Source organism: Mesorhizobium sp. ESP7-2 (assembly GCF_020164715.1).
Lineage (GTDB): Bacteria > Pseudomonadota > Alphaproteobacteria > Rhizobiales > Rhizobiaceae > Mesorhizobium.
Window position 1 is genome coordinate 143,939 of the sequence record NZ_JAIUGQ010000011.1, and the last position, 25,939, is coordinate 169,877.

35 protein-coding genes and 1 tRNA gene are annotated in these 25,939 nt (G+C 63.7%); 16 read left to right on the top strand and 20 right to left on the bottom strand.

All coding sequences use genetic code 11. The features are described from left to right. Position 1: 1 nt before the first annotated feature. Together LB543_RS13700 and LB543_RS13705 are read right to left on the bottom strand one after the other, a co-directional pair. Entirely contained in the window at positions 2-2,404 is a 2,403-nt protein-coding gene (locus tag LB543_RS13700) for a putative bifunctional diguanylate cyclase/phosphodiesterase (RefSeq protein ID WP_224614471.1), read from the bottom strand. Positions 2,405-2,608: 204 nt separating this feature from the next. Continuing rightward, the gene (locus tag LB543_RS13705; RefSeq protein ID WP_224614492.1) at positions 2,609-3,844 is read right to left on the bottom strand and encodes a cytochrome-c peroxidase; all 1,236 of its coding nucleotides are present in this window, start codon (positions 3,842-3,844) and stop codon (positions 2,609-2,611) included. Between the two features lie 211 nt (positions 3,845-4,055). On the opposite strand from LB543_RS13705, the gene LB543_RS13710 reads away from it, so the two are divergent. Then, positions 4,056-5,591 carry an acid phosphatase gene (locus LB543_RS13710; protein WP_224614472.1) on the top strand — a complete coding sequence of 512 codons (1,536 nt, stop codon included), beginning with the start codon at positions 4,056-4,058 and terminating at the stop codon, positions 5,589-5,591. 51 nt (positions 5,592-5,642) lie between these two features. Here the strand turns inward: LB543_RS13710 and LB543_RS13715 are convergent, their stop codons facing one another. Next, a complete protein-coding gene (locus LB543_RS13715; protein ID WP_224614473.1) occupies positions 5,643-6,281 on the bottom strand; it encodes a DUF922 domain-containing Zn-dependent protease in 639 nt (212 codons plus the stop codon). Positions 6,282-6,339: 58 nt separating this feature from the next. On the opposite strand from LB543_RS13715, the gene LB543_RS13720 reads away from it, so the two are divergent. From LB543_RS13720 to LB543_RS13730, 3 genes are all read left to right on the top strand, one after another. Further along, the gene (locus tag LB543_RS13720) at positions 6,340-6,831 is read left to right on the top strand and encodes a hypothetical protein (protein WP_224614474.1); all 492 of its coding nucleotides are present in this window, start codon (positions 6,340-6,342) and stop codon (positions 6,829-6,831) included. Positions 6,832-7,098: 267 nt separating this feature from the next. Further along, positions 7,099-7,557: a GNAT family N-acetyltransferase gene (locus LB543_RS13725; RefSeq protein WP_224614475.1), complete on the top strand. Its 459-nt coding sequence runs from the start codon at positions 7,099-7,101 to the stop codon at positions 7,555-7,557. A gap of 154 nt (positions 7,558-7,711) precedes the next feature. Further along, positions 7,712-8,911 carry a PLP-dependent aminotransferase family protein gene (locus tag LB543_RS13730; RefSeq protein ID WP_224614493.1) on the top strand — a complete coding sequence of 400 codons (1,200 nt, stop codon included), beginning with the start codon at positions 7,712-7,714 and terminating at the stop codon, positions 8,909-8,911. Positions 8,912-8,928: 17 nt separating this feature from the next. Here the strand turns inward: LB543_RS13730 and LB543_RS13735 are convergent, their stop codons facing one another. Beyond that, positions 8,929-9,834, bottom strand: a complete 906-nt coding sequence (locus tag LB543_RS13735) for a protein-L-isoaspartate O-methyltransferase family protein (protein WP_224614476.1) — start codon at positions 9,832-9,834, stop codon at positions 8,929-8,931. 180 nt (positions 9,835-10,014) lie between these two features. Next, positions 10,015-10,263 (bottom strand): hypothetical protein, encoded by a 249-nt coding sequence (locus LB543_RS13740; protein ID WP_224614477.1) that lies wholly within the window; start codon positions 10,261-10,263, stop codon positions 10,015-10,017. A 161-nt stretch (positions 10,264-10,424) separates the two neighbouring features. Between LB543_RS13740 and LB543_RS13745 the strand changes: the two genes are divergently transcribed. From LB543_RS13745 to LB543_RS13775, 7 genes are all read left to right on the top strand, one after another. Next, on the top strand, positions 10,425-10,853 hold the full coding sequence (locus tag LB543_RS13745) for a VOC family protein (RefSeq protein ID WP_224614478.1): 429 nt from the start codon (positions 10,425-10,427) through the stop codon (positions 10,851-10,853). A gap of 236 nt (positions 10,854-11,089) precedes the next feature. Continuing rightward, a complete protein-coding gene (locus tag LB543_RS13750) occupies positions 11,090-11,455 on the top strand; it encodes a hypothetical protein (protein ID WP_224614479.1) in 366 nt (121 codons plus the stop codon). Further along, on the top strand, positions 11,452-12,048 hold the full coding sequence (locus LB543_RS13755) for an AraC family transcriptional regulator (RefSeq protein ID WP_224614480.1): 597 nt from the start codon (positions 11,452-11,454) through the stop codon (positions 12,046-12,048). Before LB543_RS13750 ends, LB543_RS13755 begins: the two co-directional genes overlap by 4 nt. Before the next feature lie 58 nt (positions 12,049-12,106). Continuing rightward, on the top strand, positions 12,107-12,286 hold the full coding sequence (locus tag LB543_RS13760; protein ID WP_224614481.1) for a hypothetical protein: 180 nt from the start codon (positions 12,107-12,109) through the stop codon (positions 12,284-12,286). 97 nt (positions 12,287-12,383) lie between these two features. After that, entirely contained in the window at positions 12,384-12,947 is a 564-nt protein-coding gene (locus LB543_RS13765; protein ID WP_224593093.1) for a GNAT family N-acetyltransferase, read from the top strand. Further along, entirely contained in the window at positions 12,944-13,561 is a 618-nt protein-coding gene (locus LB543_RS13770) for a C39 family peptidase (protein WP_224614482.1), read from the top strand. Before LB543_RS13765 ends, LB543_RS13770 begins: the two co-directional genes overlap by 4 nt. 23 nt (positions 13,562-13,584) lie before the next feature. After that, positions 13,585-14,667, top strand: a complete 1,083-nt coding sequence (locus tag LB543_RS13775; RefSeq protein WP_224593079.1) for a D-alanine--D-alanine ligase family protein — start codon at positions 13,585-13,587, stop codon at positions 14,665-14,667. A 65-nt stretch (positions 14,668-14,732) separates the two neighbouring features. Here LB543_RS13775 and LB543_RS13780 read toward each other — a convergent pair whose 3' ends face one another. Both LB543_RS13780 and LB543_RS13785 read right to left on the bottom strand, forming a co-directional pair. Beyond that, positions 14,733-15,734 (bottom strand): aldo/keto reductase, encoded by a 1,002-nt coding sequence (locus LB543_RS13780; protein ID WP_224593077.1) that lies wholly within the window; start codon positions 15,732-15,734, stop codon positions 14,733-14,735. Between the two features lie 242 nt (positions 15,735-15,976). Next, entirely contained in the window at positions 15,977-16,285 is a 309-nt protein-coding gene (locus tag LB543_RS13785) for a hypothetical protein (protein ID WP_140763488.1), read from the bottom strand. A 264-nt stretch (positions 16,286-16,549) separates the two neighbouring features. Between LB543_RS13785 and LB543_RS13790 the strand changes: the two genes are divergently transcribed. Both LB543_RS13790 and LB543_RS13795 read left to right on the top strand, forming a co-directional pair. Beyond that, on the top strand, positions 16,550-16,789 hold the full coding sequence (locus LB543_RS13790; protein ID WP_140763485.1) for a hypothetical protein: 240 nt from the start codon (positions 16,550-16,552) through the stop codon (positions 16,787-16,789). Positions 16,790-16,880: 91 nt separating this feature from the next. After that, a complete protein-coding gene (locus tag LB543_RS13795) occupies positions 16,881-17,957 on the top strand; it encodes a sensor histidine kinase (protein ID WP_224614483.1) in 1,077 nt (358 codons plus the stop codon). A gap of 60 nt (positions 17,958-18,017) precedes the next feature. On the opposite strand, the gene LB543_RS13800 is transcribed toward LB543_RS13795, so the two are convergent. The 7 genes from LB543_RS13800 to LB543_RS13830 all read right to left on the bottom strand — a co-directional run bounded on the left by LB543_RS13800 (position 18,018) and on the right by LB543_RS13830 (position 21,500). Next, entirely contained in the window at positions 18,018-18,263 is a 246-nt protein-coding gene (locus tag LB543_RS13800; protein WP_140763479.1) for a DUF982 domain-containing protein, read from the bottom strand. Between the two features lie 108 nt (positions 18,264-18,371). Next, positions 18,372-18,578, bottom strand: a complete 207-nt coding sequence (locus tag LB543_RS13805) for a hypothetical protein (RefSeq protein ID WP_140763476.1) — start codon at positions 18,576-18,578, stop codon at positions 18,372-18,374. 154 nt (positions 18,579-18,732) lie between these two features. Beyond that, a complete protein-coding gene (locus LB543_RS13810; protein WP_224614484.1) occupies positions 18,733-19,023 on the bottom strand; it encodes a hypothetical protein in 291 nt (96 codons plus the stop codon). Between the two features lie 306 nt (positions 19,024-19,329). Beyond that, entirely contained in the window at positions 19,330-19,575 is a 246-nt protein-coding gene (locus LB543_RS13815; protein ID WP_140809820.1) for a hypothetical protein, read from the bottom strand. Positions 19,576-19,793: 218 nt separating this feature from the next. Beyond that, a tRNA-Gln gene (locus LB543_RS13820) sits at positions 19,794-19,867 on the bottom strand. Between the two features lie 35 nt (positions 19,868-19,902). After that, complete coding sequence (locus LB543_RS13825; protein ID WP_224614485.1) at positions 19,903-20,199, bottom strand: hypothetical protein; 297 nt, start codon at positions 20,197-20,199, stop codon at positions 19,903-19,905. A gap of 392 nt (positions 20,200-20,591) precedes the next feature. Beyond that, positions 20,592-21,500 carry an alpha/beta fold hydrolase gene (locus tag LB543_RS13830; protein ID WP_140763469.1) on the bottom strand — a complete coding sequence of 303 codons (909 nt, stop codon included), beginning with the start codon at positions 21,498-21,500 and terminating at the stop codon, positions 20,592-20,594. Between the two features lie 357 nt (positions 21,501-21,857). On the opposite strand from LB543_RS13830, the gene LB543_RS13835 reads away from it, so the two are divergent. Continuing rightward, on the top strand, positions 21,858-22,154 hold the full coding sequence (locus LB543_RS13835) for a hypothetical protein (RefSeq protein ID WP_224593501.1): 297 nt from the start codon (positions 21,858-21,860) through the stop codon (positions 22,152-22,154). A gap of 92 nt (positions 22,155-22,246) precedes the next feature. Beyond that, positions 22,247-22,381, top strand: coding sequence for a hypothetical protein (locus tag LB543_RS33910; protein ID WP_263489072.1), 135 nt, complete (start codon positions 22,247-22,249; stop codon positions 22,379-22,381). A 69-nt stretch (positions 22,382-22,450) separates the two neighbouring features. Here the strand turns inward: LB543_RS33910 and LB543_RS13840 are convergent, their stop codons facing one another. From LB543_RS13840 to LB543_RS13855, 4 genes are all read right to left on the bottom strand, one after another. After that, positions 22,451-22,696 (bottom strand): DUF982 domain-containing protein, encoded by a 246-nt coding sequence (locus tag LB543_RS13840; RefSeq protein WP_140809816.1) that lies wholly within the window; start codon positions 22,694-22,696, stop codon positions 22,451-22,453. A gap of 11 nt (positions 22,697-22,707) precedes the next feature. After that, positions 22,708-22,944, bottom strand: coding sequence for a DUF982 domain-containing protein (locus LB543_RS13845; RefSeq protein WP_140763463.1), 237 nt, complete (start codon positions 22,942-22,944; stop codon positions 22,708-22,710). Between the two features lie 125 nt (positions 22,945-23,069). Continuing rightward, the gene (locus LB543_RS13850; RefSeq protein WP_140809814.1) at positions 23,070-23,513 is read right to left on the bottom strand and encodes a GFA family protein; all 444 of its coding nucleotides are present in this window, start codon (positions 23,511-23,513) and stop codon (positions 23,070-23,072) included. 205 nt (positions 23,514-23,718) lie between these two features. Next, positions 23,719-23,898: a DUF3606 domain-containing protein gene (locus tag LB543_RS13855; protein WP_140763456.1), complete on the bottom strand. Its 180-nt coding sequence runs from the start codon at positions 23,896-23,898 to the stop codon at positions 23,719-23,721. Positions 23,899-24,522: 624 nt separating this feature from the next. Between LB543_RS13855 and LB543_RS13860 the strand changes: the two genes are divergently transcribed. Further along, entirely contained in the window at positions 24,523-24,948 is a 426-nt protein-coding gene (locus tag LB543_RS13860; RefSeq protein WP_224614486.1) for a DoxX family protein, read from the top strand. A 52-nt stretch (positions 24,949-25,000) separates the two neighbouring features. Here the strand turns inward: LB543_RS13860 and LB543_RS13865 are convergent, their stop codons facing one another. Together LB543_RS13865 and LB543_RS13870 are read right to left on the bottom strand one after the other, a co-directional pair. Beyond that, positions 25,001-25,306, bottom strand: a complete 306-nt coding sequence (locus LB543_RS13865) for a hypothetical protein (protein ID WP_140809810.1) — start codon at positions 25,304-25,306, stop codon at positions 25,001-25,003. Positions 25,307-25,385: 79 nt separating this feature from the next. Beyond that, positions 25,386-25,655, bottom strand: a complete 270-nt coding sequence (locus tag LB543_RS13870) for a hypothetical protein (protein WP_140809808.1) — start codon at positions 25,653-25,655, stop codon at positions 25,386-25,388. Between the last annotated feature and the right edge of the window lie 284 nt (positions 25,656-25,939).

Here is a 25,939-nt window from a genome sequence, read left to right on the forward strand (position 1 = left end):
CCTACGCGCTCAAGGCATTTGGCCTTTCGAAAAGTCTATGAACCTCGGAGCACGGCATTGGGCGGCCGAAGAACCAGCCTTGGACATCCGTGCAACCATTTTCCTTGACCAGCCTGTACTGGTCCTCGGTCTCGACGCCTTCCGCGGTCGTGGTCATGCCGAGCGTCGCGCCGAGTTCGGCGACGGCCTTGACGATCGCCCGGCTTTCGCTGCTCTCGCACATCAGGCTGACGAAGCTGCGGTCGATCTTGATGCGGTTGAACGGAAACGACCTGAGATAGCTCAGCGAGGAATAGCCGGTGCCGAAATCGTCCATGGCTATGCTGATGCCCAGATCCTGCAGGCGGTGGAGCGTCGTTATCGTGTTTTCATTGTGCGCAAGCAGCACCGACTCGGTGATTTCCAGCTCGAGCCGTGACGGCAGCAGGCCCGAGGCCGCGAGCGCCGAGGCAACCTGAAGCGGCAGCGTCTGCTGTTTGAACTGGGCCGGCGAGAGATTGACCGCGACCTTGATGGTCGCGGGCCACTTCGCGGCGTCGACGCAGGCACGCCTCAAGATCCACTCGCCAAGCGCCTCGATCACGCCCGTCTCCTCGGCCATCTGGATAAACTCCGATGGTTGGAGCAGGCCGAGGCGCGGATGCTCCCATCGCACCAGCGCTTCGAAGCCCGTCAGTTCCGAGGTCTGTGCGTCATGCAGCGGTTGATAGTGCAGGACGAACTGCTCGTTCGCGACGCCGAGAGCAAGCTCGGACTCGAGCTGGCGCCGCTCCCGCAGTCTTGCGTCCATTCCTGCCTCGAAAGACCTGCAGGTCCCGCGGCCCTCCATCTTGGCCTTGTACAAGGCAAGGTCGGCATTGCGGATGAGGATTTCCGAACTTTGCCCATCGTCCGGGAAGACGGCGATGCCGATGCTGCTGCCAATGTTGATCTTGTGGCCCTGGATCAAGAATTCGCCGGCCAGGGCGTGAATGACCCGGCTCGCCAGCACGCCGGCCTCGTCACTGCCATCGAGCAAGAGCTGGAGGATGACGAATTCGTCGCCGCCGATCCTTGCCACCATGGCGGTCTCACCGGCCTGCTGCTGCAGGCGCCTCGCCACTTCACTGAGGAGCCGGTCGCCGATCGGATGGCCGAGCGTGTCATTGACCGGTTTGAAACGGTCGAGATCGACGCAATGGACGGCCAGCTTCTCGCCCTCCCTGAGGCTTCTCAGCGCCTCGTCCATCGTGCCGGCCAACAGACCCCGGTTGGGCAGGCCGGTAAGGATGTCGTGCGTGGCGAGGTGCTGGATCTCGATGGTGCGTTCCTCGACCCGCCGCTCCAGGGTCTCGGCGGCATCGGCCTGCATCGTCATCGTGCGCCCGATCGCATACCAGCAGGCCAGCGCCAGCAGCGTGACGACCGCGACCGCCGCGTAGCCGGCCAGTTCGAATTCCCGCACGGCCTGGGCGTCCATGTTGTCGTCGAATCTGCTGTTGGGAAAACCGGCCCAGAGACCCCAGGCACTTCTAGGATCGTTGAGCGAGAGCGGGAGGACTTCGGAATAGATCAGATTGGGGTCCGCAGCCGTGAAAGCGTGGGAATCAGCCGCCAGGGCCGTCGACATCTTGTGCTGGTCGGATTCGAACCCGTAGCCTGAATTGACGATGACATAGTCGCTGCTCGGCAACAGTTTCCTCAACGCCGAGGTGAGCATGATCGCCGAGACGGAGCCGCGCAGTCTGCCATCCTGGCCGAAGACCGGGACCGAAAGAATGAAGCCGGAGCGATCAGCGTCATTGCCGGTATGGATGAAATCGGTGTTGTCGCAGGTGATGAGTTCCTTCGTGCCGATGACCGGCACATCCAGCCCGTCGATGTTGCTGGAATTGGGATAGTTCGCCTTCAGCCAGGCAAGCTGTTTGACCAGCTCATGGTATTCATAGGTTTCAACTTCTTCGGGCGGACGGATCAGCGAATTGTCATCCAGCTTGACGGGCTTTGTGTCCGCGGCGGCGTCTGACCTTGCCCTGGCATTCACGATCAACTGGTCGAACTGGAGGATCGGCTCCTCGAGCTTGCCGGTCACGGCGTCGAAGCGGTCCGGGTCGAAATCCAGCGGCAGGAAGTAGACCTCGGAAATGGAGACGTTGTTAGCGAGGTTATTGTAGATCTGCTGGATGGTCGCACGGCCTTCGTCGCCCAGATTGGTGCCGTGCCGGTCGAGGTTCCTGACGCTTGGCAGATAGGTCAGGGTCCGGACATTTTCGTAGACGGACCGCAAGGCGTCTTCGACGGTCTTGGCGGTCGCGCGCGATGCCGCCCGGGAGTTTTCCAGATAACGTTCCCTGGCAAGCGCGTAATCCCGCTGGGCATCGATGTGCAAAGCCACCAGCATTGCTGCGCCGGTGACAAGGATCACAACAAATCCGACTGCTCGCCCGAATGCGTTCATCGGCGTCCTACCATCGATTGGCAAGGGATACCCCAGAGCAGTTTAGGAAGCCCTAATGACGAATGTCCTTCTTTACCGTTCCTCCCGGCCCGCGCGGCAATCCGGCAAGGCCAGAAACTGGTTCGCGGGCGCGGCCAATCCGGCACGTCGGCCCGCGCGAGGTCCAAGGGTTCAATTCGCTGGCTCGGTCCGCTGATCGGCATCGGTGAGCGTCTGCAGAAACGCCACGATATCGTCGATTTCGGCGTCGTTCAGCGCCGGCTTGTCGCCGGGTTTCTTGCCGTTGAAGGGCGATTCTTGGTTGAGATTTCCCCAGTAAGCCTTTGGCAGATCGTCATATTGCCTGATCGTGCCGTCGGCGTTCCTGGGATACCAGTGGCCTGGGTCGGTGTCGCGGCTGGCGTAGAAGGCGACGGCGTCGCGCAGCGTGTGGAAATATCCGTTGTGGAAGAAGCTCTTGCGCAGAGCGACATTGCGCAGCGTCGGTGTCTTGAACAGGCCGCAATAATCGGCGCGGCCGCGAAAATCGGTGCGCAGCGGGCCGCATAGGCCGAGATCGGCATAGGCGGGGTCGGCGTTGGCAGGGATGGCCGGATTGCGCGGCACGGCGATGGCGATCAGGCCGAAATCGGTGAATTGCGGCGGCTCGCCGTCATTGGCGGGTTCACTGATATGACAGCAGGCGCAGTTGCCTTTCGCCTCGTCCTCGAACAGGGCGCGGCCGCGCTGTTCCAGCGCCGACAGCGTCGCCTTGCCGGCAAGGAAGGCGTCGTAGCGGCTGGAATAGGGATAGAAATCGGCGGCACTCTGCTCGAACGTGCCAAGCGCCTCGGCGGCGGCGGTGAAGGCGTCGCCCGGGCGCTCGAAGACATCCTGCCCGAACACGGCCTTGAAGTCATCGGCATAGGCGGTCTTGCGCAGGGAGGCGGAGACGGCTGCTTCATCCTTGTTGGCCATCTCGAAGGGCGAGAGCAGGGGGATTTTCGCCTGATCCTTGCCGTGGTCGGCGCGGCCGTCCCAGGTCAGGCCACCGGTCGGACCGTTGTCGACGCTCTCGTCGCCTTCGTCCTCGGAATCGTGGAAATGCTCGGTGAAGGCCGGTGCCGCCTGGAGATAGCGCAGCGACGGCACGGCGCGCACGCCCGGCTGGTCGAGGTTCGGGCCTCCCATCTCGACCGGAGATGCCGAGGCCGGACCGAAAGCGTGGCGCGGATCATGACAGGACGAGCAGGCCTGCTTGCCCGAGGCCGACAGCGCCGGGTCGAAGAACATTTTTCGCCCCAAGGCGGTGAGCGCCTCGGCGCGCGCGAACGCCTGCGCGCGCGATAGCGGGCCGGGATGGACGCCGTCCGCCGTATTCGCGGGCGCAGCAAAGCCGAATGTCGAGATCGCGGCAATCGCGATCATCAGGCTTTTCCATCGTCTCGTCTTCATGGGGCATGGTCCGCTTTGGCCCGGAAATAGGAATGCAGTGCAACGGATTGATGACCGGCCCCAGTGCTCACGAAACCGTGTTCGCCGAGGCGGCGGATGTCACAAAGGTGACAAGGCATCCACGTTACCTGCCGCTATGGTTCCCCGCGTTCCTCCCGCCACCGTCAAGCCACGAGGTCTTTCCATGACGAGGCTCAAGCTCCTCACTTCCTTCTGTCTGGCCGGTTCGGCCCTCATTCCTCTCGCGGCGGCCAATGCCGCCCCTCCCGGCTTCGACAAGATAGACACGGTCGTCGTCATCTATGCCGAAAACCGCAGCTTCGATAATCTCTATGGCGGCTTCCCCGGCGCCAATGGGCTGGCCAATGTCTCGACCGATCAGGCGCGCCAGTTCGACCGCGACGGCAAGCCGCTCGCCGAACTTCCGCCGGCCTGGGGCGGGCTGACCGGAAAAGGTGTCACGCCCGCGGTGACGGAGGCGCAGACGGCGCATCTCGCCAACGCCGCCTTCGCCATAGACGACCCCAAGGGTTTCAACGAGGGCACCAACGTCATCACCCACGATCTGTGGCACCGTTTCTATCAGGAGCAGATGCAGATCGACGGCGGCAAGAACGACAAATTCGTCGCCTGGGCCGATTCCGGCGGCCTGGTCATGGGTCATTATGATGGTTCGATCCTGCCGATGTGGGCGGTGGCGAAGAAATACGTGCTGGCCGACAATTTCTTCCAGGGCGCCTTCGGTGGCTCGTTCCTCAACCATTTCCAGCTCGCCTGCGCCTGTACGCCGGTCTATCCCAACGCCGACACCAGCCCGGTGAAGGACCAGATCGCCGTCGTCGAGCCCGACGGCGTGACACTGAAGGTTGCCGACAATTCGCCGGCCTCGGCGCTCGGCGGCGCGCCGAAATTCGTCAATGACGGCGCCATCACGCCCGACTTCTACGCCGTCAACACCATGCAGCCACCCTACCAGCCGAGCCACAACAAGCCGGCCGAGGGCGGCGACAAGGCGCTCGCCGACCCGGCCGCGCCCACCACGCTGCCGCCGCAGCACGACATCACCATCGGCGATCTCCTGTCGCTGAAGGGGGTGAGCTGGGCCTGGTATGCCGGCGCCTGGCAGGCAACGCTGGACGGCAAGAACGCGACGCCGGTGCCGAACTTCCAGTTCCACCACCAGCCGTTCAACTATTTCGCGGCTTACGCGCCCGGGACCGCCGCGCGCACCGAGCATCTCAGGGATGGCGGCCTGGACGGCGCCGAGTTCATCAAGGCGATCGATGACGGCAAGCTGCCGCAAGTCGCCTTCTACAAGCCGCAGGGCAATCTCAACGAGCATGGCGGCTATGCCGACGTGGCGAGCGGCGACCAGCATCTGGCCGACGTCGTTTCGCATCTGGAGAAAAGCCCGCAATGGAGCCACATGCTCGTCGTCGTCACCTATGACGAGAATGGCGGCTTCTGGGATCACGTCGCGCCGCCCAAGGCCGACCGCTGGGGCCCGGGCAACCGCATCCCGGCCTTCATCATCTCGCCCTATGCCAAGATGGGCACGGTCGACCACACGCAATACGACACCACATCGATCCTGCGCTTCATCACCGCGCGCTTCGATCTGCCGGTGCTGACCGGCATCGTCGCCCGCGACAAGGCACTGCGCAACAACGACCAGCCGCCGATGGGCGATCTCTCAGCGGCGCTCGATCTGAGCCGATAGGGACCGGGCGAAACGCCGATATGCCGTCGCGCCGCAGGGCGCGGTGGCCTTTCAGCCGCCATTCACAAGCGCAAGAATGAGCTTCTGCAGATTGCCGCCCTGGCCGAGTTCGACGCGGTCGAAATCGCGGCTTGCCTGCACCCGCGCCTTCGAGATTGCGTCGAGCCGACGGACCACCTCGGCCCTGGTCTTGCTGCATTTGGGATCATCGGCAACGGTCAGGCCGTCTGTCGCGGCTTCGATGTCATGGACCATTTGTATCATACTGGCGCCGTGGACCTTCTCGTGGGCACTGACGCCGGCGATGAATACCTCCCAGCTCTTCTGGACGGCCGGCGGCAGCGGCGCGGAGGGGCTTGGCAATGTGTAGGTGATGATCAGTTTCGGCTTCGCCGCCGTCAGCACGCAGCCCTTGCCCCTGGGCTTGTAGTCCCTGACTCCCCAGGTCAGCTTGAAATTGGTGAAGGCAATGGCGCGGGCAATGCCGACATTCGGTCCGTTCTGGCCGATCGACCGGTAGAGCTCGAGCCCGGACTGGCCTGAAATGGCGTAGGTCTCGACCTTCTCGACCGGCTTCCATTCGGCGTGCGCGGCGAGCGGCGACGCCACCAGGGCGGCTGTCAGAAGACACAGGCGGACTCTCAACACCGCTCTCTCCAAGGCGCGGCCTTGCTGGACAAGCAATGCCATTCAACGGCTTTTCCTATATGCTGCCGGCGGGTGCTGCAAATGCCCGGAGGGGGAAGTCATGAGAAGATGTCTCGTTGCCGCCGGTGCCTTGGCGGCTTTGCTCGGCGCGCAGCCGGCCTTTGCCGCGTCCTGCGGCTGGAGCGCGAAGATGGAAGAAGACGAGGGCGGCAGCGTGTTGACCGCTTCCGTCTGCGGCGGGCCGAAAGGCGACGCGTATCTGATGCTGACCTGTTTCGACAATCCGGTGCTGAGCTACGATCTTGGTGCCAGCGGCCCCCAGCTGGAACCGGGCATCAGCGGCTCGTTCGACTTCAAGGCCGACGGCAAGACGGTGACGAAGACGCTGCAACTGGAGGAGATGTACAATTATTTCGTGGCGGACCTGACCAAGGCCGACCCGCTGCTCGACCTGCTGCGTTCGAAGGGGGATCTGTCGGTCAGCGCGGCCAAATATGGCGCTATCAGTTTTCCGCTGAAGGGCTCGAGCGGCGCCATCGGCAAGGTGCTGGCGCAATGCGGCAAGGCCAAGCCGGCAGGTGACGGGGATTGAGCCTCGAGAGGTTGCGCTGCCCCTCATTGTCCTGCCGGACACTTCTCCCCGTATAGGGACGGGGAGAAAGACGCTGTCGCCGGCGATTTCGCCAATTGCCGACGCTGAGGAATAGGCGCCGAGGGATGGCACAGCATTCTTCTCCCTGTCCCTATACGGGGAGAAGGTGCCGGCAGGCGGATGAGGGGCAGCGCAAGCTTCCGCCCATTGATCTCCATTCCATTAGCGGCTTGCCCTGGTGTACTGCCGGCCGTATCTCATCCGCCCATGACCAACATCCAATTCCGCAAGGCGCAAGCCTCCGATCTGCCGGCCATCGTCGCCATGCTCGCCGATGATCCGCTGGGGGCTGCCCGCGAGGATGCCTCCTTGCCGTTGGCGCAGGGCTATCTCGATGCCTTCAACGCCATCGACGCCGACCCCAGCCAGCTGCTGGCGGTGGCTGTGGACGGCGCGGAGGTGATCGGCACCTTGCAGATCACCTTCCTTGCCGGCATTTCGCGCAAGGGCGGCTGGCGCGGGCAGATCGAGGCGGTTCGCGTTGCCAGCGCCAGGCGCTCCGACGGCATCGGCAAGAAGATGTTCGAATGGGCGATCGACGAATGCCGGGCGCGGGGCTGCGGCCTTGTACAGCTCACTACCGACAAGGGCCGGGCGGACGCGCACCGCTTTTATAACGGGCTCGGCTTCACCGCCAGCCATATCGGTTACAAGAAGAGCCTTTAACGGACGCCCGCGCGCCGTCGCCGGTTCCGGCCTGGCGGCGACTGGCGTATAGCGGAAGCCCTTCAGGCACTATTCAAATCGCACGGCAAAGCGGATATAGGTCAGCTAGATTGACCTATTGTAAAAACGTCTGGGGAGGCGTGTCGTGACCCTTATGAACCTCCTGGCCTCGCGCTCGTCGCGCATGAAAGCCTCGGAAATCCGCGAGCTGTTGAAGCTGCTCGACCAGCCCGACATCATCTCGTTTGCCGGCGGCATTCCCGATCCGTCGCTGTTTCCGGCCGATGCCATCCGCGAGGCCTATGCCGATGTGCTCGGCGGTGCGGAGGCGGGGGCAGCACTGCAATACCAGGTCTCGGAAGGCTATCTGCCGCTGCGGCGCTGGCTTGCCGGGCAGATGGGCAAGCTCGGCATCGCCTGCGACGAGGCCAACATCTTCATCACCTCCGGCTCGCAGCAGGCGCTGGATTATCTGGGCAAGCTGTTCCTGTCGCCGGGCGATACCGCGCTGGTGACATGGCCGACCTATCTCGGTGCGCTGCAGGCCTTCAACGCCTACGAGCCGCGCTACGACCGGCTGCGGCCCGACGGTGGCAACATGACGCCGGCAGCCTACCACACCGCTGCCGCCGCGAATGGCGGCCGAGTGAAATTCGCCTATCTGGTGCCCGATTTCGCCAACCCGACCGGCGACACGCTGGACCGGAAGCAGCGCGAGGCCGTGCTCGACCTTGCCGGCGAGCTCGACATCGCCGTCATCGAGGATGCCGCCTATCGGGCGCTGCGCTACGACGGCGAGGGTGTGCCGCCGATCCTGGCGCTCGACTGCGCGCGTTCCGGCGGCATCGACAAGGCGCGCACGCTCTATTGCGGCTCGTTCTCGAAAATCCTGTCGCCAGGGATGCGCGTCGGCTGGGTTTGCGGGCCGCGCCACGTGATCGAAAAACTGGTGCTGATGAAGCAGGCTTCGGACCTGCACAGCCCGTCGGTCAACCAGATGGTGATGCACCGCGCCGCCGAATCCGTGTTCGACGGCCAGGTGGAAAAGCTCATCGGCGCCTATCGCGGGCGGCGCGACGGCCTGCTTGGCGCGCTGGAAGCCAACATGCCGAAGGGCGTGAGCTGGAGCCGCCCGGAAGGCGGCATGTTCGTCTGGGTGACGCTACCGGAAGGCACTGATGCCACGGAACTCCTGGCGCGGTCGGTGAAGGAGGCGCGCGTCGCCTTCGTGCCCGGCAATGCTTTTCATGCCGACGGCACCGGACGCAACACGTTGCGGCTGTCCTTCACGCTGGCCGACCGCCGCGCCGTGAGCGAGGGCATTCCAAGGCTGGCGGCGCTGCTCAAGGGGTAAGCCTCCCTGTCCCGCGCTCAAGGGCCGTTGTGGGTGCCTTTTATGGCGCCTCCTTCCAGCTTGGTGAAGGGCACGAAGGACAGCGTTCCGCCATTGTAGATGTCGGCGCGCACGACGTTGAACGTGCCGTCCGCTTCCTGGTGCTTGGTTATCTTCAGCACATGCTGCGCACCGGGTGGACCGACCGGGATGACCATCATTCCATTCGCCTTCAACTGCTTCAGCAGCGGCGGCGGAATGTGATCGATGCCACAGGTGACGATGATCTTGTCGAACGGCGCCTCTTCCTGCCAGCCATAATAGCCGTCGGCATTGCGAGTGGTGATCGCCTTGTACTCGGAATAACCTTCCGTGATCAGCCTGTCGTAAAGCGCGCGAGTCCTCGCCGCCAGCGGCTTGATGATCTCGATCGAGAACACCTTGTCGGTGAGGTTGGACAGATAGGCAGATTGGTAACCGGAGCCGGTGCCGATCTCGAGCACCTTGTCGCCAGGGTGTATCTCAAGCGAATTGGTCATGCGCGCGACGCTGTGCGGGCCTGTGATGGTGACGCCGTAGCCGATGTCGAGATAGTGCCATTCATAGGCGCGGCCGCGGTTGGGTCCGGTGACGAACTCCTCCCGCGGCGTCATCAGATAGGCGCGCATGTCGCGCTTGTCCCAAACATCCTTGTGCGTAACCAGTGCCTGGAAGCGATCCCAGCGCTGGCCGAGGAAGCCGGCATCCTCGCCGCGGTTCTTCCTCATCCAGTCGATGAAACTGACGCGGCTGTCCATCGGCGGGATCGCGTTGGGGTCATGGGCGACAGGGACGTTGGCGGCGGCCGGCCGAAGGCCGGTCAGCAGCACGCCGGCAGCGCCGAGCAGGAATTGCCGGCGCGCCGGGCCGAAGCATGCGTCGCCGGACTTGATCACGAAACGCATCTGTCGGTCGATCCTTCATGGCCGTGAGTGCGCGGCCGAAAATCGTTACAGGCTCAACGAAGCATCGACCCGGTTCGACGGTTTGACAACCGGTCGGCTCATACATTTCGGTAAGGTACGGCGCGAAAGGTGAGGGCGGCTTTGCGCTGATGCGGGCCGCGACAGCTTGCGCGTGTTCCACTACGCCGGCACGTTCACCAGCTGCTCGAGCGTCGCAAGCCTGGCGCGGGCGAGCTTACGGATCGGCTTTTGGAAACCCTCTTCGCCGGTTTCGACGACGAAGACCAATGTCTTGAAGTCCAGCATGAACTCGTCGATGGCCCGCGCGGTCTGTTCGGACCTGTCCTTGAACCGGCGCAGCAAAGCGTTCGCTTCCTCGATGCCGCCGGCATTGGCGCCGTCGACCAGTGCTTCAAGCTTCTGAAACAATCCAATCGCTATTCCTCCCGCCGCGCCACCAAACTTGCCGTCAGCCGAAAAGTTCCGTCGGACCCGAAGATTTGTCGCCGGTTGTCAGCAGACGCACGCGCCCCGCGTTGACGCCCTGCCGCCCGGGCCTAAATTCGAGGCCTTGCGAGGAGGAGCTTTTCATGGAAACCCAGGAATTGCATCGCGGCCGGCTCATCGACCACCTCCAGCTCGTGGTCCGGGATCTCCCCGCCAGCCGGCGTTTCTACGAGGCGCTCTTCCAGGTGCTTGGTGTCCCGATCGGCGGCACCGGCGAGGATTATTTCTGGGCCGACGAATTGTTCATCTCCAGCCTCGACAGCCGGGCGGCACTGGGAAAGCTGACCGGCCGGCATCATCTGGCCTTCCAGGCCAGGGATCACGCCATGGTCGATGCCTTCTACGAAGCCGGGTTGGCGGCCGGCGGCACGGACAATGGCGCGCCGGGCGAGCGGCCCTATCATCCCGGCTATTATGCCGCCTTCCTGCTCGACCCGGACGGCAACAACATCGAGGCCGTCCACCACGGTCCGGCCAACCGGAGTGCGGCCTCCGTGAAGATCACATTCTAGGTGCACTCGGCCGGCTGGCGACACCGCGCCAGGCGAGGCCGGGTGATTCCCATGCCGCATTCCGCGTGTTTTGGAAATCGGACGCCGGGCCGGCGAATCCGATCGGATTCTTGACCTGGGCGGCACTGAAATTGTCCTGCAAGGCATGGATGTCGCCGTCTCTGGACAAGAGGCAAATCGGTCCCATACGGTGCGGCTTCAGGGAAGACGCGTGCGCGGGAAAGGCCGGTTGCTCGTTGAAAAAGAACGTCTTCTCATCGGTCGACCTGCCGCCGCATCTCGACGACCGCGCGCGCTTCGCGCTCTGGCAGGACATCCATGTCGCGGAGATATGGTCGGTCGAATACGCCATCTCCGGATACGTGCCGTTCCAGGCGGATATCGAGGCCACCGCCATCCGGCCGCTGGTGCTCGGGCGGATGGCCGGGACGATTAGGCATGCCAGCCGCAAGACACGCAACATCGCCGATGACGGCCGCGACGGCTATCTGCTGCTGGTCAATGACGGCGACACCAGGCTGAGCGGTGTGCAGGCCGGCCGCGACTACGGCATAGGCAGGGGCGAGGGCGCGTTGGTCTCGGCTTCGGAAGCGCTGGAATGACAGGTGGCGACCGTAATGTCTGGACCAATGTCGTGGTGCCCCGCGAAATCCTGGAAAATGCCTTCGCCCATGTCGAGGATCGCCTGGCGCTGACCATCGGCGCCGACAATGAAGCGCTCGATATGCTCAAGCGCTATTGCGGCTTCCTGGAAGCGGGACCGGCATTGCTCTCGCCCGATCTTGTCGCCCACGCCACCGAGACGATCGTCGACCTGATCGGACTGGCGACGGGCGCCAAGGGCGAGATCGCCGAGCTGGCGGGCGTGCGTGGCCTGCGCGCGGCAAGGCTGCAGGCCATCCTGCAGAGGATGCGGGACAACTTCGCCGATCCCGCCATCTCGGCCCAGCACATCGCCCAGCATTTGCGGCTTTCCGCGCGCTACGTCCATGACCTCCTGCAGGAAACGGGCTCCAGTTTCGCCGAGCATATTCTCGAACTGCGCCTGCAAAGAGCCCATCGCATGCTGCGCGACCGGCGCAACGACCGCATGCGGGTCAGCGAGATCGCGCTGTTGAGCGGCTTTTCCGACGTCTCCTATTTCAACCGCTGTTTTCGCCGTCGCTTCGGCTCGACGCCGAGTGGCGCCAGGTAGAGCGATTCATTGCTTCATTGAATCGCTGACCGCTCTACAGCAGGTCGCGGCGTGGGCGGTGTTCGGACGCTATGAATTCGAAAGCAGAAAGTTCGAAACGTCTACCCAGGACATCAGGGCCAACAAGGTGGTCATCGGCCTGCGCGCCAGCTTCGGCAGCGACTCCCTCTTCGACGAGGACCGCAACGGGGCGACCATGGACACCTACTGGCCGGCTTCGGTGATCAACACGAAGTAGGATGGCGGCACGGCTGGAAGGCGCTGCCATGATTGCATCGCAATTGGCTGCATGACTGGAGGCAATTCATTCCGGCCAGCACAAGCGATGACAGCCCATGCCCGAGAATTATCGCGGTGACGCCCGGCAAACCGGCAGCCTCCGCACCGCCCGCCTGCTGCTGCGCCAGCCGGCGGCGGACGATCTTGCGTTCGTGACGCGGCTGTTCGCCCGGCCGGAACTGGTCGCGCATCGGCCCGATCCCAGCCCCGACACGGCGCGGCAAAGCACCGACCGGCTGCTGCGCGACATCGGCCATTGGCGCGAGCATGGATTTGGGCGCTGGGCGATCGAGACCGACGGCGCGCCGGTCGGCTTCGGCGGCGTCACGGTGTCCAAGGAATTCGAGGGGCTCAATCTGTCCTATCATCTGCACCCCGAAAGCTGGGGGCATGGCTATGCCACCGAGGTGGTCCGCGCGGCGCTGGCTTTCGCCTTCGATGACCTGCATGCCGAACGGGTCATAGGACTGGTGCGGACGGCCAATCCCGCCTCGCGATGCGTCCTGGAAAAATGCGGCTTTCGCTTCGAAGGCGAGGTGATGCTGCACGGCGCGCCGACCAATCTCCTCGCTGTCGAAAGAAGGCGGAAGATGGATCGGCTGCCCGAGGAGTCCGCATGAGTCCACTGCCTGAAGCCGTGCCGTTTTTCAGTCAGTGGGAGACGCCCGACATGACGCTGGCGGTGCTCGCCGATGGCGCCGACGCCGCGTTGCGGCGGGATCCGCTGTGGCAGGGATCAGGTGCCGGCACGCTCGACGAATACGCGGTCTGGGCCGCCAATGTCTGCGGCATGGCGTGTCTCAAGATGATCCTGGCGACGCGTGGCCAGATCGTGCCGACGATCGAGCTGGCAAGGCGGTGCACCGGATATGGCGGCTATGTCGTCAATGAAGGCTCGATCAAGGGCCTGATCTACGCGCCCTTCGTTACCTTCGTGAAGCAGGAATTCGGCCTCGAGGCCGAGGTGATGACCAATGTCGCGGCAACCGACATTCCGGCGATCCTGGCGGGGTCGCGCTTCTTCATCGCTTCGGTCAGCAGTTCGATCCGCTGGCCGGAGCGCGAGCCGCCGTCGAAGGGCGGTCATCTGGTGCTGGTCACGGCGGCGTCGCACGACGGTTTTCGCTTTCACAACCCATCCGGCCATACCAGCGCCACACAGGCAAACGCAGTGTTGGCGCCAGCCGATTTCGATCGTTTCTTCGCCAATCGCGGCATTGCCGTCGCCATTTGATTTTCGACAGTTGAGGGATTTCGATGACCGGAAAGATCAGGGTTGCCATCCTCTACGGCGGTCGCTCGGCCGAGCATGACGTGTCGCGACTGTCGGCAGCCAATGTGCTGAAGGCGATCGACCGGAGCCGCTACGAGGTGGTGCCGATCGCGATTTCCAGGGACGGCAGATGGCTGCTTCAGCAGCCGACGTCAGAGGCCGCAGGCGAAGGGGCAGGGGCTCCAGTGTCGGAGGACGGCGTGGAGGTCGCCCTGCTGCCCGGCGGCAAGGGCCGGCTGATCTCGGCGTCGCACGAGGCAACCGACCTGACGCCGGTCGATGTCGTCTTTCCCGTGCTGCACGGTCCGTTCGGCGAGGACGGCTCGGTGCAGGGCTATGCCGAGGTTGCCGATGTCGCCTATGTCGGCTGCGGCATCCTCGCTTCGGCCGCCGCCATGGACAAGGACGTCGCCAAGCGACTGCTGCGCGAAGCCGGCCTTGCCGTCGCCCGCTCGGTCACCGTGCGTAGAGGCGATGTCGGTTCGTTCCAGGAAATCGCCGGGGCGCTTGGGCTGCCTTTCTTCGCCAAGCCGGCGCGCCAGGGCTCGTCCTTCGGCGTGAGCAAGGTGGACGACAGGGATGGCTTCACAGAGGCCGTCGAAACGGCTTTCCGCTATGACGGCAAGGCGCTGATCGAGGAGTTCGTCGAGGGCCGCGAAATCGAGTGCTCGGTATTGCAACGGGCCGATGGCTCGCTGACGGTTTCGCTGCCCGGGGAGATCATCCCGGCCGGCAAGCATGGCTTCTACACCTATGAGGCCAAATATCTCGATGCCGACGGCGCGGTGGTCAAAGTGCCCGCCGACGTCCCCGCCGCGATCGCCGACAGAGCGCGGGACATGGCGGGGCAAGCCTTCAAGGCGCTGGGCTGCGAGGCGATGGCGCGCGTCGACTTCTTCCTGCGCGCCGACGGCTCCCTGCTGATCAACGAGGTCAATACGCTGCCCGGCTTCACCGACATCTCGATGTACGCCAAGGCGCTGGCGGCGAACGGCATCGGCTACAGCGAGGTCATCGACGCGCTGATCGAGCACGCGCTGGCGAGGCATGCGAGGCGCACAGTCTGAAGTCTTCGCCGATCGAGATACAAGCCAGGATGATCCCGGTGTTCGGATCTTTGCGCTCCGAGCGCCTACCGATCGACCATCGCCATGCCGCGCTCGGTGTAGCGCGGGCCGGAGATTTTTCCCGGCGCCAGGGCATCGTCGAGCGCGGCCATTTCGGCGGCGCCGAGTTTCAATGACGCGGCGGCGACGTTTTCCTCCAAATATCTGATCCGCTTGGTGCCGGGGATGGGCACGATGTCGACGCCAAAGCCGTTGCCCTTCTCCAGCAGCCAGGCCAGCGCGACCTGGCCGGGCTTGACGCCGCGGGCCGTGGCGATGTCGCGCACCTTGGCCGCCGCGTCGACGTTGGCGTCGTAGTTTTCGCCCTGGTAGCGCGGGTCGTTGCGGCGGTAGTCGCCCTCGGCGTAGTCCTCCGCGCGCTTGACCTCGCCGGTGAGAAAACCGCGGCCGAGTGGAGAGAACGGCACCAGACCAATGCCGAGTTGCCCGAGCAGCGGGATGATCTCCGGCTCCAGATTGCGCTCCCACAGCGAATATTCGCTCTGCAACGCCGACACCGGATGCACGGCATGCGCCCGGCGGATGTTGGCGGCACCTGCCTCCGACAGGCCGAAGAACCGCACCTTGCCTTGTGCGACCAGCTCGCCGACAGCGCCCGCGACATCCTCCAGCGGCACCGCGGGGTCGACGCGGTGCTGGTAGAGCAGGTCGATATGATCGGTGGCGAGACGGCCGAGCGAGGCTTCCACGACCTCGCGGATATGCCCGGGCCGGCTATCGACCCCCACCTGTTTGCCGTTTTCGATGAGGAAGCCGAACTTGGTGGCGATGGTCACCTTGTCGCGCTTGCCCTTCAACGCCCGGCCGAGCAGGGCCTCGTTGGTGTACGGGCCATAGACCTCGGCGGTGTCGAGGAACGTGCAGCCAAGTTCGATGGCGCGGTGCAGCGTGGCGATGGATTCGGCCTCGTCAGCCGGGCCGTAGGACTGGCTCATGCCCATGCAGCCGAGACCAATGGCCGAGACCTGCAGCCCCTGGCTGCCGAGCTTGCGTGTGTTGAGGGTCATGGGTGGAGCTCCGAGAGGGAAGGAAGGAGATGACCAGGATCATATAAGGCGCTCGCTCAATTCCCACAGGGTGTTCGGCGCGGTCTCGACGGATAGCATCGGGCATGACGCTTTACGCGCCGGCTTCGCCATCAGCTCATCGGCGGCGTCGCGGTCACGCCGGGACCGCTCGGCCAAGTCTGATGGTAAGCGCACCGTGCTCACATATTTGAAGCGACGTCGCGGGAGGAGGGCGGCTTTGGCTATTGCATCGAGGCCGATCGACCAAGATCGGGCGGGAGGTTGGCACTCTCCTTGCCATTCTCGACGCCATCGTTTCCAGGCCAAGCTAGTCCATTGGACCAAGCATCGAATTCGATTGCCGCTCCAATCAATTGGGCAGCCTGCAGGACCAGATGCTCAATGTCCTCGAGGGCGACATTCTCTGCCAGATTCCTGATCCTGATCCTTTCCGCCACCACAGACACGTTGATGATGCCCACTGTCTTGAATGCGGTGCAGACGGTCGAATAGACGTCTTCACGCAGCATGGTGGAATAGTCGTATCGCATCGAAACCTCCCAAAGCGAGTTGGTTTCCTCAAGTCTGCAAGATGCGCCCGATATCGGGGCCTGGCAAGTTAAAATTGAAAAATCCGTAAACAAAATCAGGTAGTTAGTAGAGTTATGCGAATACGCAACCTGCGCTCGATCCTCATCGTTGATACAACGCTGCATTCGCTCATTGCCCACACTTGACGTACGATGAGGGAATTCCTAACTGTAAGTGGAATGAGATAGTTACTAACTCAGCAAATCTCGCGCGGGGAGGCGCACATGGAACTGGAACGCCCGGAACGATTGCAGGTCATGTTGACACAGGATGAACTGGCAGCGCTGGAAAATTGGCGTTTCGACAAGCGGATGCCCAGCCGTTCGGCGGCGGTGCGCGAATTGCTGCGCCGTGGTCTTGCCTCCGACGGCTTCCTGACGGCGGAGATGGGTGCCAAGTCGCAGGAGTTCGGCGTGCTCATGCCCAGTGGCGACGGCAAGGCGCCGCCGGAACAGGCGGAGTGAAACGGGATAAAGTTGTCCATTCTCGCGCCTGCGATTGCCTTGACCGGTTTGCGCCTTATCTGATTGGGAGAAGATGCAATTGCGGATGGCGATGAACGACATTGACGGCAGCGACAGACAGGGGGCGACTGCCGACGCCCGGCTCGCGGCAATTGTCGATTCCTCCTTCGATGCCATCATCAGCAAGGATCTGAACAGCATCATTCAAAGCTGGAACCAGGCGGCGGAACGCATGTTCGGCTACACCGCCGAGGAGGCGATCGGCCAATCCATCCTGATGCTGATCCCCGATCGCCTCAAGAACGAGGAGATCGAGATCATCAACAAGATTCGCAGCGGCGACCGGGTGGCGAGCTTTGAGACGACGCGCAGGCGCAAGGATGGCGTGCCGATTTCCGTCTCGCTGACGATTTCGCCGATCAAGAACAGCAATGGCGAGATCGTCGGCGCCTCGCAAATCGCCCGCGATATTTCCACCGCCAAGGAGAGCGAGCGCCGGATCAGGCTGCTGATGCGCGAGGTCAACCATCGCGTCAAGAACCAGTTCGCGGTCATCCTGTCGATGGTCCGGGAGACCAGCAAACGTTCGAGCGATCCAAGCGAGTTCGAGGAACTGATCCGCGCCCGCATCATGGCGCTGTCGCGCTCGCACGATCTGCTCGTCACCTCGGAATGGGCGGGCGCGAGCCTGTTCGACCTGATCCAGGAACATCTCAAGCCTTTTGGCCGCGAGGAGCAGATCCTGCTCTCCGGCCCGGTCCTGACGCTGCAGTCGAACGCGGTGCAGAACCTTGGCATGGCCTTCCACGAACTGGGCACGAACTCGTCCAAATATGGCGCGCTGGGCAGCGAAGGCGGCCGGGTGGAGATCACCTGGACAATCGACTCCGGGGCGCAAGACCCCGGCTCAGCGGGCGAGCGTGAATTCCAGTTGACCTGGGAGGAGACGTCGACGCCGCATCCCGGCGACCGGCGGGACCAGACGACGCGCAAGGGGTTCGGCACCGTCGTGCTACAGCGCGTGGCGCCGCAGTCGCTAGGCGGCTCCGCCATTCTGGAGCGGTCGCCCGGCCATCTCAAATGGCGGCTGAGCGCGCCCTTGGCATCCATCATCGTGGCGCACGCCGGCAGTGAGGCCGACGACGTTTCGCCGGGTTTCGGCATCTAGGATAAATCTGCCGGTCTGGAACGCCGCCCAAATCCGTGCCCAAAATCGTATCAGCTCGACCTACTCGACCAGGATATGCGCCTCGCGCGCGGCCTCGACAAAAGCCTCCCTGGCGATGTCGGGGGGCACGTCGCCGCTCGTTGCCCGGCGGCAGGCGCGCAGCGCGGACTGATGTTTCAGGCTGCCGGCATCGCGCCAATGGGTCGTCAGCAGCTCGATGGCCTGTTGTGTGTTGGACAGGTTGCGGGTGGCTCCGGTAACGCCGACCGAAACCACGACGGGCTTGGAGAACCACGCGGTTTGCATTGGAACCTGGACCCTGTTGCAGGCATGGAACGCGCTTGGCCGCGCGAGGTTTCATCGCGCCGATCACTGTAGCGTGAACTCTCCGGGCATCTCGCGGCGAAACAAGGTCTAGAGGATGTTGGTCGTCACCTCGACGATGATCGCGGCGCCTTCCAGTCCACCGTTGGGAACATGCACGACACGCGAGACCCTGAGATCCTGCGGGCTTCCGTCGACCGACAGGGAAACCGTCTCGCCAATGCGCGGCACAGCCTGGAAAGTGGCGTTGGTCGCGTCAGGCCGGTTGTCGATGGATATGCGGCAATTGACGGTCATGGGAATGTCTCCTGTGTCTGGCCATGCCGGCCGTTAACGCCGGGTCCCTGAAATGGTTTCCGGAGGGTCGGGCCAAACCCAAGAGCCCGTCGATGTCTAGCGGTTCGCCAACTGCGAACTTGTCAACGGCCGACAGCTTCGGCTTCCGGGCTTCCTAGTTGTCGGCTCTCGGAACGAAGTAGTTGGTGGTGACCGCATCGCTGCCTATCCCCCGCGTGACTTGAACCGCGGCGTAGCCCTCCGGTGGAATCGAGCCGGTCGCCGTCTGGTCGACCTGCTTGCATCGACCGATCATTTCGCCGTTCGGCCACGGTGCCAATCTGACTTCAAGTGCCGCCTGGCATTCTTCCATCGATGGGTAGACGGCCGGGCGCGACTCCGTGGGCCGACAGAGCGATGCGCTGCATGAAAGCATAATCATCACCGCCGCGGTTGCCGGGTCCATGGAATTCTCCTGTTGGCCGACAATGAACGCGCAATAGGCCGCGAGGTTTCATGCTGATCAGGACCGAGCGCTCGCGATGGCTTAGACCGATTGAGGTTCCGGGCATTCGGCTGCACTTAACGCTGCAATCGAAACTATTTGGTTCCCGCTCATGGAAGCGGTCGACCCTCAATCAGTTGGTCTGATTTGTCGAGAAGCCCAGGGGGCTGGGAAGAGTCAAGGACGAGATCTGATAGCGCCACTCACGTTTTACAAAGGCCCAGCGCTCCGGTCCGGGCCTTTTGGGTAGAGGAAATGCTGGGAACGTTAAAGGCCAAACGAGGATATCGTCCAAGCGTTTTCGTAGCCAAGGCGCGGCTTAGCATTCGTTGCGTCGGTCTGGGTCGATGTGGCGGTTCCCGTTGCATTGCAGTCCAATTTTGCCGCCACTGCCGCCTTGATCGACAGACGAGCACATGCCTTGTCAGCGGTGACTCTTGCCTTTTTTCCATGCGCCGCAGCGACACTCGACCCGGCGAGGACGAGCGCCAGACAAACAAAGGCGATCTTCATCAGGATCTCCTATTTTAGGATGGGCTAATTTGAAGTTAACGTAACGTTAACTTGCCGTCAATCGCGAGCGAGGTCCTGGGCGGAAGCCACCTTCCTCCTGCCCGGCAGGATCACGGCCGGTCCTTTACCTGTCCCGGATTGTGTCCGAATTGATGGGAGAGGATCGGGAGCGACCCGACCAGATTCCGTTCACGCTAGGTTGATTGAGATCATCTGCTTGGTTCCCGCTCATGGGCTCGAACCACGATTCACGCCTTCAAAGGGCGCTGTCCTACCATTAGACGAAGCGGGAGAAGCAGGACGTTATGGCGCCCAGGCAGCTTGCGGTCAATTCGGGAAATTGTTGACCGGCTCTTCGCAGCGATAGACCGGGCAGTCGCCGTCGCGGGACGGGACATAGGCCGACATCGGCACTTCAGGCCAGTCGCACTCGTTGCCGAACTGCCTGACATAGCGGTCATAGGTGTTGGGGCCGGTGGTCAGCACCACGGCACGGTGGCTCTGGATCATGGCCCGGATCTCGCCGCAGTTCATGGAGCGGCTGTCGGGCCGGGCATCGGCCAGTCCGGTCGCCGCGAGCACGACGCCCATCGCCGTCAACAGGGTCGGAATACGAGCGGACATGGAGGTTCTCTTTGGTTTGACACGATTGCGCGCGCGGCCGGTCCGGATTAGCGCTGGAATGACCGCATCCATTGTCGCACACAACCCGCATCGTGTCCGTTGGTTCCGCGACAGGCCGTGCGGCGTGCGCCTTCGGGCGCGGCGCCGGCGGCCGCGCAACCAAATCGGGCGTCGCGCATTGCTGGGCATGGACGGCAGGAAGCCTTACGAAACACCGCAATGGCGGCCCGGAAACGAGGGCCGTGAGGCGATGTGCTGTTCCTTCTGCGGCGGCCGAGACCATGGTTTCGAGGAGTGTCCGCGAAGATCCGATCCTTGCCGGCCTGGTGAACCCGACGGCGAGTCTACATCGGAGGAATCAGCCGGCTGATCCGAGGTGGCCGTGGCGGTGGCTAACCGGCCCCCGCCTTGACCTTGCCGAAGAAATCGATCAGCGCGGCAGCCGTTTGCCCGGGCGCTTCCTCGGGAAAGAAATGTCCGCCTGACATCGCGTGGCCACGCACGTCATCAGCCCAGTTCCGCCATAGCGCCAGCGGTCCGCCTTCGCCTGCATACCATTCGGCGAGCGCGCCTTGCCCGCTCCACAAGGCCAGAACCGGGCAGGCGATGCGTCGGCCGGCGGCTTTGTCCGCCCGGTCGTGTTCACGGTCGAGCGTTGCCGCCGCCCGGTATTCCTCGCAGATCGCGTGGATATGGGCGGGATCGCGCAAGGCATCGATATAGGCCTGGCGGATGCCGGCGGGAAAGACATCGGGCGACGAACCCCAGCCGCCCAGCGCATTGTCGATTATGGCATCGGCGGCGCCCGCCAGCATCTTTTCCGGCAAGGGCTCGGGCTGCGCCAGCAACGACCACGGCCAGTAGCCGAGGGCCAGCCGGGCATCGGCCCGGTCCCAGGCGTCGGCCGTGGGCACGATGTCGAGCACGGCGAGTTTCTCGATACGATCTGGATGATCGAGCGCCAGGCGGTAGGCGACACGCCCGCCGCGGTCATGGCCGGCGACCATGAAGGAGGTAAAGCCGAGTTCCGCCATCATCGCCACCATGTCCGACGCCATGGCCCGCTTGGCATAGGGCGCATGATCGGCGCTCGATGCCGGGCAGGCGCTGCGGCCATAGCCGCGCAGGTCGGCGCATATGACGGTGAAACGCTCGGCGAGCACCGGCGCAATATCGCGCCACATCAGATGGGTTTGCGGAAAGCCGTGCAACAAAAGCACCGCCGGTCCGCCACCCGCGCTGCGCACGAAGATGTCGGCGTCCCCGATGTCGACGTCCATGGCTTGGAAATGCTCGAACATGGCCGGCCTCCGGCACAGGCAACGGTTGGAGAACGGGGTTGGTTGCAGCGCCTTTTGCGCAAGCGACGGCTATTTGCGGCCGCCGACAAGTGGTCCCGGCTGAGCCGGGCGCCGCGCTGATCGTGCTGATCGTGGTAGGGCTTCTGCACCGGCTCGAACCCAGGCAGAGCTTTCGGAAGAGGGCGACAAGAAAGCCGCACCGGCTCCAACGGCCGGTCCCGCGAACAGGCCTCTCTTCGCCAACCCCTGGGGCCAACCCTTGGAGCCAACCCTTGGGGCCAACCTTTTGGGCCGACGGGCGTTGTCCCCATGAAGGGAAAGGCCGCCGCGGGCGGCTGTTCAACGAAGGAGGCCGAGATGAAACCTCTCGCCATTGCGTCATGCGCCATTATGCTGGCCCTGGCGGTCCCGGCTGTGGCACAGACGGTTCAGCAGGCGCCGGACCAGCAGGCCGACAAATGCCGGGCGCAAACGGATCAGGGCGGCAAGCAGCAGCCCGGCGGCGGCGGCCTGAGCGAAAAGCTCAACGATTGCGGCGGCGTGTTGAAGCCGCCGGCCACTGGCGATCAGGGCATGGCCGCGCCGGCGCCCGACGAAGGCAAGACGCCGATAATCAAGCCGGGCGAAGTGCCGCCCCAGCCCCCGAAGCAGTAGAGCTTGTCAGGCAACATTGCCATCGCGGCAGCGGAACCTCGCAGATCAGGAGACGTTTCTATGGCAAAACCGGATCCGGGAAGGATGAGAATGTGAAAGATATTGCCAGGATCGCTACGTTGCTTGTCTCTATTGCCGCCGTGATCGTCCTGATGCTGATGGCGCCGAAGAGCGTCGGCTTCGAGAGCTCCCACCCGATCGTGGACGGTGATCTGCCCACACAATGATCGAAGCTGGGATCGAACCCAGTTCCGCGAAGCAGGCGAGTACGCCTGCTTTTTGTGGAGTTGCTTGACTTACCTGACCAGAAGGCCGGCGTGCTCGCACAGCGCGGTGAAGGCCTCCTGCGCCTGCGCCGCGCTTTCATCGTTCTCCAGCGCCGACTCGACCTTTCCGCGCGCGGCCTGGTAGAAAGGGCCGCGCTTGGCGTGTGGCCAGTCGATCAGGATTTCACTGGCGTCTTGAAGCGTGGCCACCTCACGGATCGTGTCCGAGCCATGCGGCTTGACCCGCAGCGGTGTCGACAGCATCAAATCGGCCATTGTTTTTCCCGCTATTGGAGGATGCGCGCCTCGCGCGCGGCGTCGATCATCGCCCGCATCGCCTTTTCCGGCGGCGCCCAGCCATCCAGCGCATCGCGGCAGCTGCGCAGTGCCGCCCGGTAGCGCCGGCCTCGGCCGGCCGGCCAGTCACCGAGGCATTCCAGCCCCTCCCAGGCGCTGCGCACCACGCGCTCCCGCCCGTGGAAGAACTTCAAGCGGATCGGTCGGGGAAACATCTTGTCGTTCAACGGTCGTCTCCATGAATCGTGCATGTCGGCCAAGACCCGGGCAGGACCATGCACAGAGGAAGCGGCGGATAACGTCGCCGCCAGGGGAGGGTTCCAAGCCCGAACGATCAATTTTCAATCTGCTTTCAGTCGCGCGCGACGGCGTCCGACAACGGCCTGGGCACGGGCAAATCCGCGCCCTGCGCCTGTGGCCGGTCATGCTCGAACTGCTCGGCGTCGGGCAAGGCATGCAGCCAGGGTTCGCGCCGGCCGGTCCACAATTCATATTGCGGTGCCAGGTCCGTCGGTGCGACGTCGAGGCTGCCGAGCATCACCTCGGCCTCGTTGTCGTCGACCCAGGCGAGGCGGCTGCCGCAGGTCGGGCAAAAGCTGCGTGTGCCGTAGCTGGCCACTTCGCCCGATGTCTCGAAGGCATCGCGCGGCCAGATGGCAAAGGCCGAATAGACCGAACCGCCCGCCTTGCGGCAGTCCTTGCAGTGGCAAAGACCAACCCGCGACGGCTGGCCGGTGACGACGAACTGCACGCCGCCGCACAGGCAGCTACCGGTCCTGCGTGTTGTCTCGGACATGGTTGCGCCCTCCGTTTTTTTCGCCTGCATGGCTTTGTCAGTTTGGCATGCCACGAGCCGACAGATGTTCGTCCGCCATTTCGTTGGCCAGGATGAGAACCCGGGAAAAAGACATCCTGTTCAGCTTACCGCCGGGCCCCGTTGACGCGGCCCACGGCATCCCCCACGCGACGCCGGCGAAATGGTTGCCGCCTCGCGGCCCTTTCTATCCGCGCGCGGCCATGTGGTTGTCGAGCTTCTTGCGCGAAGGACCGTAGCGCTTGATGATGGTCTGGGCCTCGCTCTGCGGAATGCCGTATTTGCGCGCGAAGTCGGCGACCTCGTAAGTCTCCTCGCTCGAGACCAGCTTGCGGTCCTGTTTGGTCTTCGATTTGTCGTCGGGCATGTCGGGCCTCACTTTCTGTAAGCCGCATGGTCGCGCGGACGCCTAGATGTCGCGGTCAGACATAACACGGATCGGCCATGCTGGTTCCATGGCGGGTGGCGGTGACCGCCAGCGCTTACCGCCGGCCCGGTTCAGGCCGATGGAGGGGCCGGGTCGGCGCTGTGGCTGTCGGTTGCGCCGCATTCGGCGCAGGGGGCGCTGGCGCCGGGGCAGCCGCGGTAATGCGTGCCGGCGGGACAGCAAAGGCCGTTGGAACTCGTCCAGCGCGGGCACTGGAAAACCTGTCCGGTGCCGCCGCAGCCATCGCACTCCAGAACCGGTGACCTGACCAGATAGGACTTCGTCCCCAAGCTGATACTTGCGCCCGAACTCAACCCGCCCAAAATTACTGCACAGGACACGCCGTGCATTAGCCCCGGCTAACGATATCCCGTTGCTGGTTACGGACAAGTTTCAGCATCGTTAATCGTTCGTGAACGCCTGGCGCGTGTCGCGGCGGCCGGCAAACCGGGAGGAAAATCGCGGGTCCATGAAAAATCGCTGGCCATGAAAAATCACTGGCAGATGTCGGATCCGCGCGCGGCGGCGCGTCCTTGGGGCTGATGAAACTGGAGGAATACAACCATGTCTCAAATCGCAGAATCGCCGTGGCAGACCGCGGCCCTTCTCGTTGCCCGCGTGATCTTCGCCGCCGTCTTCCTGATGGCGGTGACCTTCAAGTTCATGGGCATGGAGGCCACGGCAGGCTATATCGCGGCCGCCGGTTTCCCGTTCCCGCTCTTCCTCGCCTGGTGCGCGGCGATCCTGGAGGTGGCGCTGGTGCTGTGTTTGCTCAGCGGCGCCTTCTTTTCGCAGGCCGCCCTGGTCGCCGCCGCCTATGTGCTGTTCCTGGCCTTTGCCTTCCACGGACCCAGCCATTGGACCGGCAACCAGGCCGAGTTCGGCTTTTTCGTCGACCATTTCTCGTTCCTGGCCGGACTGCTGTTCGCGGCGGTCCACGGACCGGGAAGGATTCTGGCGCTGAACCTGGGATGGCCGGGCAGGGCGTAGGCCCGCCCGGGGCAGGGCATGACGCTCGCCGGGGCAGGGCGTAAGGAGGGCCTTACATCTGATCGTTATAAGGCTCCTTCATCTGGCCGACCATGCGGGCCAGCTTCGAAAAGGACGGCATGTCCGCCTCCGGCTGGCACTGGTTGGCGAGTTCCAGTAGCCGGATCGGAAAATTGACGGCGTCGCGGCTCGACGCCGACATGCCTCCGGACCGCTCCTCGCCGGTTTCCGAGGCCTCGGCCTTGCGCAGGGCGATATCGATCTCCTCCGATGTGAGCACCCCCTTTTTGACCAGGACTTGGTTGATCGAGGCGACGGCCATCAGCAGGCCTTCGAGTTGCAGGTTGGCGACGTTCATGGATTGCTCCCTCCATTGATCGCAGTGGAAACGCGTCAGCGCCGTTTCCGATCCCAGGACGCCGGTCGGCCGGAAGCCTCTACTCCTGCGTCAGGCGCTCGCCATATTCGCGCCACAGCGCCCTGACCTCCAGGCTGCCGAGGCGCGGGATCGAAGGGTCGCCGCAGTCTATGGCAACGGTGCCGATGTCGTAGTTGGGGTAAGCGCCGGCGACGAAGCGGATCGCTTCGCCAAGCGAGTGCACCCGGATGATCGGATCCGCCTGGCCCTGGCCAGTGCTGCGCACACCGGAAACCGTGGCCGGAGCATGCCTCATCCTGAAGACGGATGCCATGGCTGGTCTGTCCATCGTCCTCTCCACAAGGCCGTGCGACGGGAATCATTCCATGAGCTGGCGCCGATGATTTCACAGGAGCCGGCTGATGAAAAGCCGGATGCAGTGTCAGCGCCGGCTCCATGCCCTTTCGGCCGAATGTGAATTTTTTCCTAGAAAATCGTTGACCGGGTGAGGGCAGCCATGCTACATATTCGTCCGTGGTGCTGATTTGCGCCAACGACCCGCCGCAAGGCGGGTTTTGTGTTTTTGGCGCCATGCCAGAGGACGCGGCGCGCTGCTGAGGGTTGGACGTCGGC

Coding starts and splice junctions, on each gene's coding strand:
- LB543_RS13705 (WP_224614492.1), bottom strand. CDS start 3,844: ATGATCGCGATTGCCGCGATCTCGACATTCGGCTTTGCTGCGCCCGCG.
- LB543_RS13710 (WP_224614472.1), top strand. CDS start 4,056: ATGACGAGGCTCAAGCTCCTCACTTCCTTCTGTCTGGCCGGTTCGGCC.
- LB543_RS13715 (WP_224614473.1), bottom strand. CDS start 6,281: ATGGCATTGCTTGTCCAGCAAGGCCGCGCCTTGGAGAGAGCGGTGTTG.
- LB543_RS13720 (WP_224614474.1), top strand. CDS start 6,340: ATGAGAAGATGTCTCGTTGCCGCCGGTGCCTTGGCGGCTTTGCTCGGC.
- LB543_RS13725 (WP_224614475.1), top strand. CDS start 7,099: ATGACCAACATCCAATTCCGCAAGGCGCAAGCCTCCGATCTGCCGGCC.
- LB543_RS13730 (WP_224614493.1), top strand. CDS start 7,712: ATGAACCTCCTGGCCTCGCGCTCGTCGCGCATGAAAGCCTCGGAAATC.
- LB543_RS13735 (WP_224614476.1), bottom strand. CDS start 9,834: ATGCGTTTCGTGATCAAGTCCGGCGACGCATGCTTCGGCCCGGCGCGC.
- LB543_RS13745 (WP_224614478.1), top strand. CDS start 10,425: ATGGAAACCCAGGAATTGCATCGCGGCCGGCTCATCGACCACCTCCAG.
- LB543_RS13755 (WP_224614480.1), top strand. CDS start 11,452: ATGACAGGTGGCGACCGTAATGTCTGGACCAATGTCGTGGTGCCCCGC.
- LB543_RS13765 (WP_224593093.1), top strand. CDS start 12,384: ATGCCCGAGAATTATCGCGGTGACGCCCGGCAAACCGGCAGCCTCCGC.
- LB543_RS13770 (WP_224614482.1), top strand. CDS start 12,944: ATGAGTCCACTGCCTGAAGCCGTGCCGTTTTTCAGTCAGTGGGAGACG.
- LB543_RS13775 (WP_224593079.1), top strand. CDS start 13,585: ATGACCGGAAAGATCAGGGTTGCCATCCTCTACGGCGGTCGCTCGGCC.
- LB543_RS13780 (WP_224593077.1), bottom strand. CDS start 15,734: ATGACCCTCAACACACGCAAGCTCGGCAGCCAGGGGCTGCAGGTCTCG.
- LB543_RS13785 (WP_140763488.1), bottom strand. CDS start 16,285: ATGCGATACGACTATTCCACCATGCTGCGTGAAGACGTCTATTCGACC.
- LB543_RS13790 (WP_140763485.1), top strand. CDS start 16,550: ATGGAACTGGAACGCCCGGAACGATTGCAGGTCATGTTGACACAGGAT.
- LB543_RS13795 (WP_224614483.1), top strand. CDS start 16,881: ATGAACGACATTGACGGCAGCGACAGACAGGGGGCGACTGCCGACGCC.
- LB543_RS13800 (WP_140763479.1), bottom strand. CDS start 18,263: ATGCAAACCGCGTGGTTCTCCAAGCCCGTCGTGGTTTCGGTCGGCGTT.
- LB543_RS13805 (WP_140763476.1), bottom strand. CDS start 18,578: ATGACCGTCAATTGCCGCATATCCATCGACAACCGGCCTGACGCGACC.
- LB543_RS13810 (WP_224614484.1), bottom strand. CDS start 19,023: ATGGACCCGGCAACCGCGGCGGTGATGATTATGCTTTCATGCAGCGCA.
- LB543_RS13815 (WP_140809820.1), bottom strand. CDS start 19,575: ATGAAGATCGCCTTTGTTTGTCTGGCGCTCGTCCTCGCCGGGTCGAGT.
- LB543_RS13825 (WP_224614485.1), bottom strand. CDS start 20,199: ATGTCCGCTCGTATTCCGACCCTGTTGACGGCGATGGGCGTCGTGCTC.
- LB543_RS13830 (WP_140763469.1), bottom strand. CDS start 21,500: ATGTTCGAGCATTTCCAAGCCATGGACGTCGACATCGGGGACGCCGAC.
- LB543_RS13835 (WP_224593501.1), top strand. CDS start 21,858: ATGAAACCTCTCGCCATTGCGTCATGCGCCATTATGCTGGCCCTGGCG.
- LB543_RS13840 (WP_140809816.1), bottom strand. CDS start 22,696: ATGGCCGATTTGATGCTGTCGACACCGCTGCGGGTCAAGCCGCATGGC.
- LB543_RS13850 (WP_140809814.1), bottom strand. CDS start 23,513: ATGTCCGAGACAACACGCAGGACCGGTAGCTGCCTGTGCGGCGGCGTG.
- LB543_RS13855 (WP_140763456.1), bottom strand. CDS start 23,898: ATGCCCGACGACAAATCGAAGACCAAACAGGACCGCAAGCTGGTCTCG.
- LB543_RS13860 (WP_224614486.1), top strand. CDS start 24,523: ATGTCTCAAATCGCAGAATCGCCGTGGCAGACCGCGGCCCTTCTCGTT.
- LB543_RS13865 (WP_140809810.1), bottom strand. CDS start 25,306: ATGAACGTCGCCAACCTGCAACTCGAAGGCCTGCTGATGGCCGTCGCC.
- LB543_RS13870 (WP_140809808.1), bottom strand. CDS start 25,655: ATGGACAGACCAGCCATGGCATCCGTCTTCAGGATGAGGCATGCTCCG.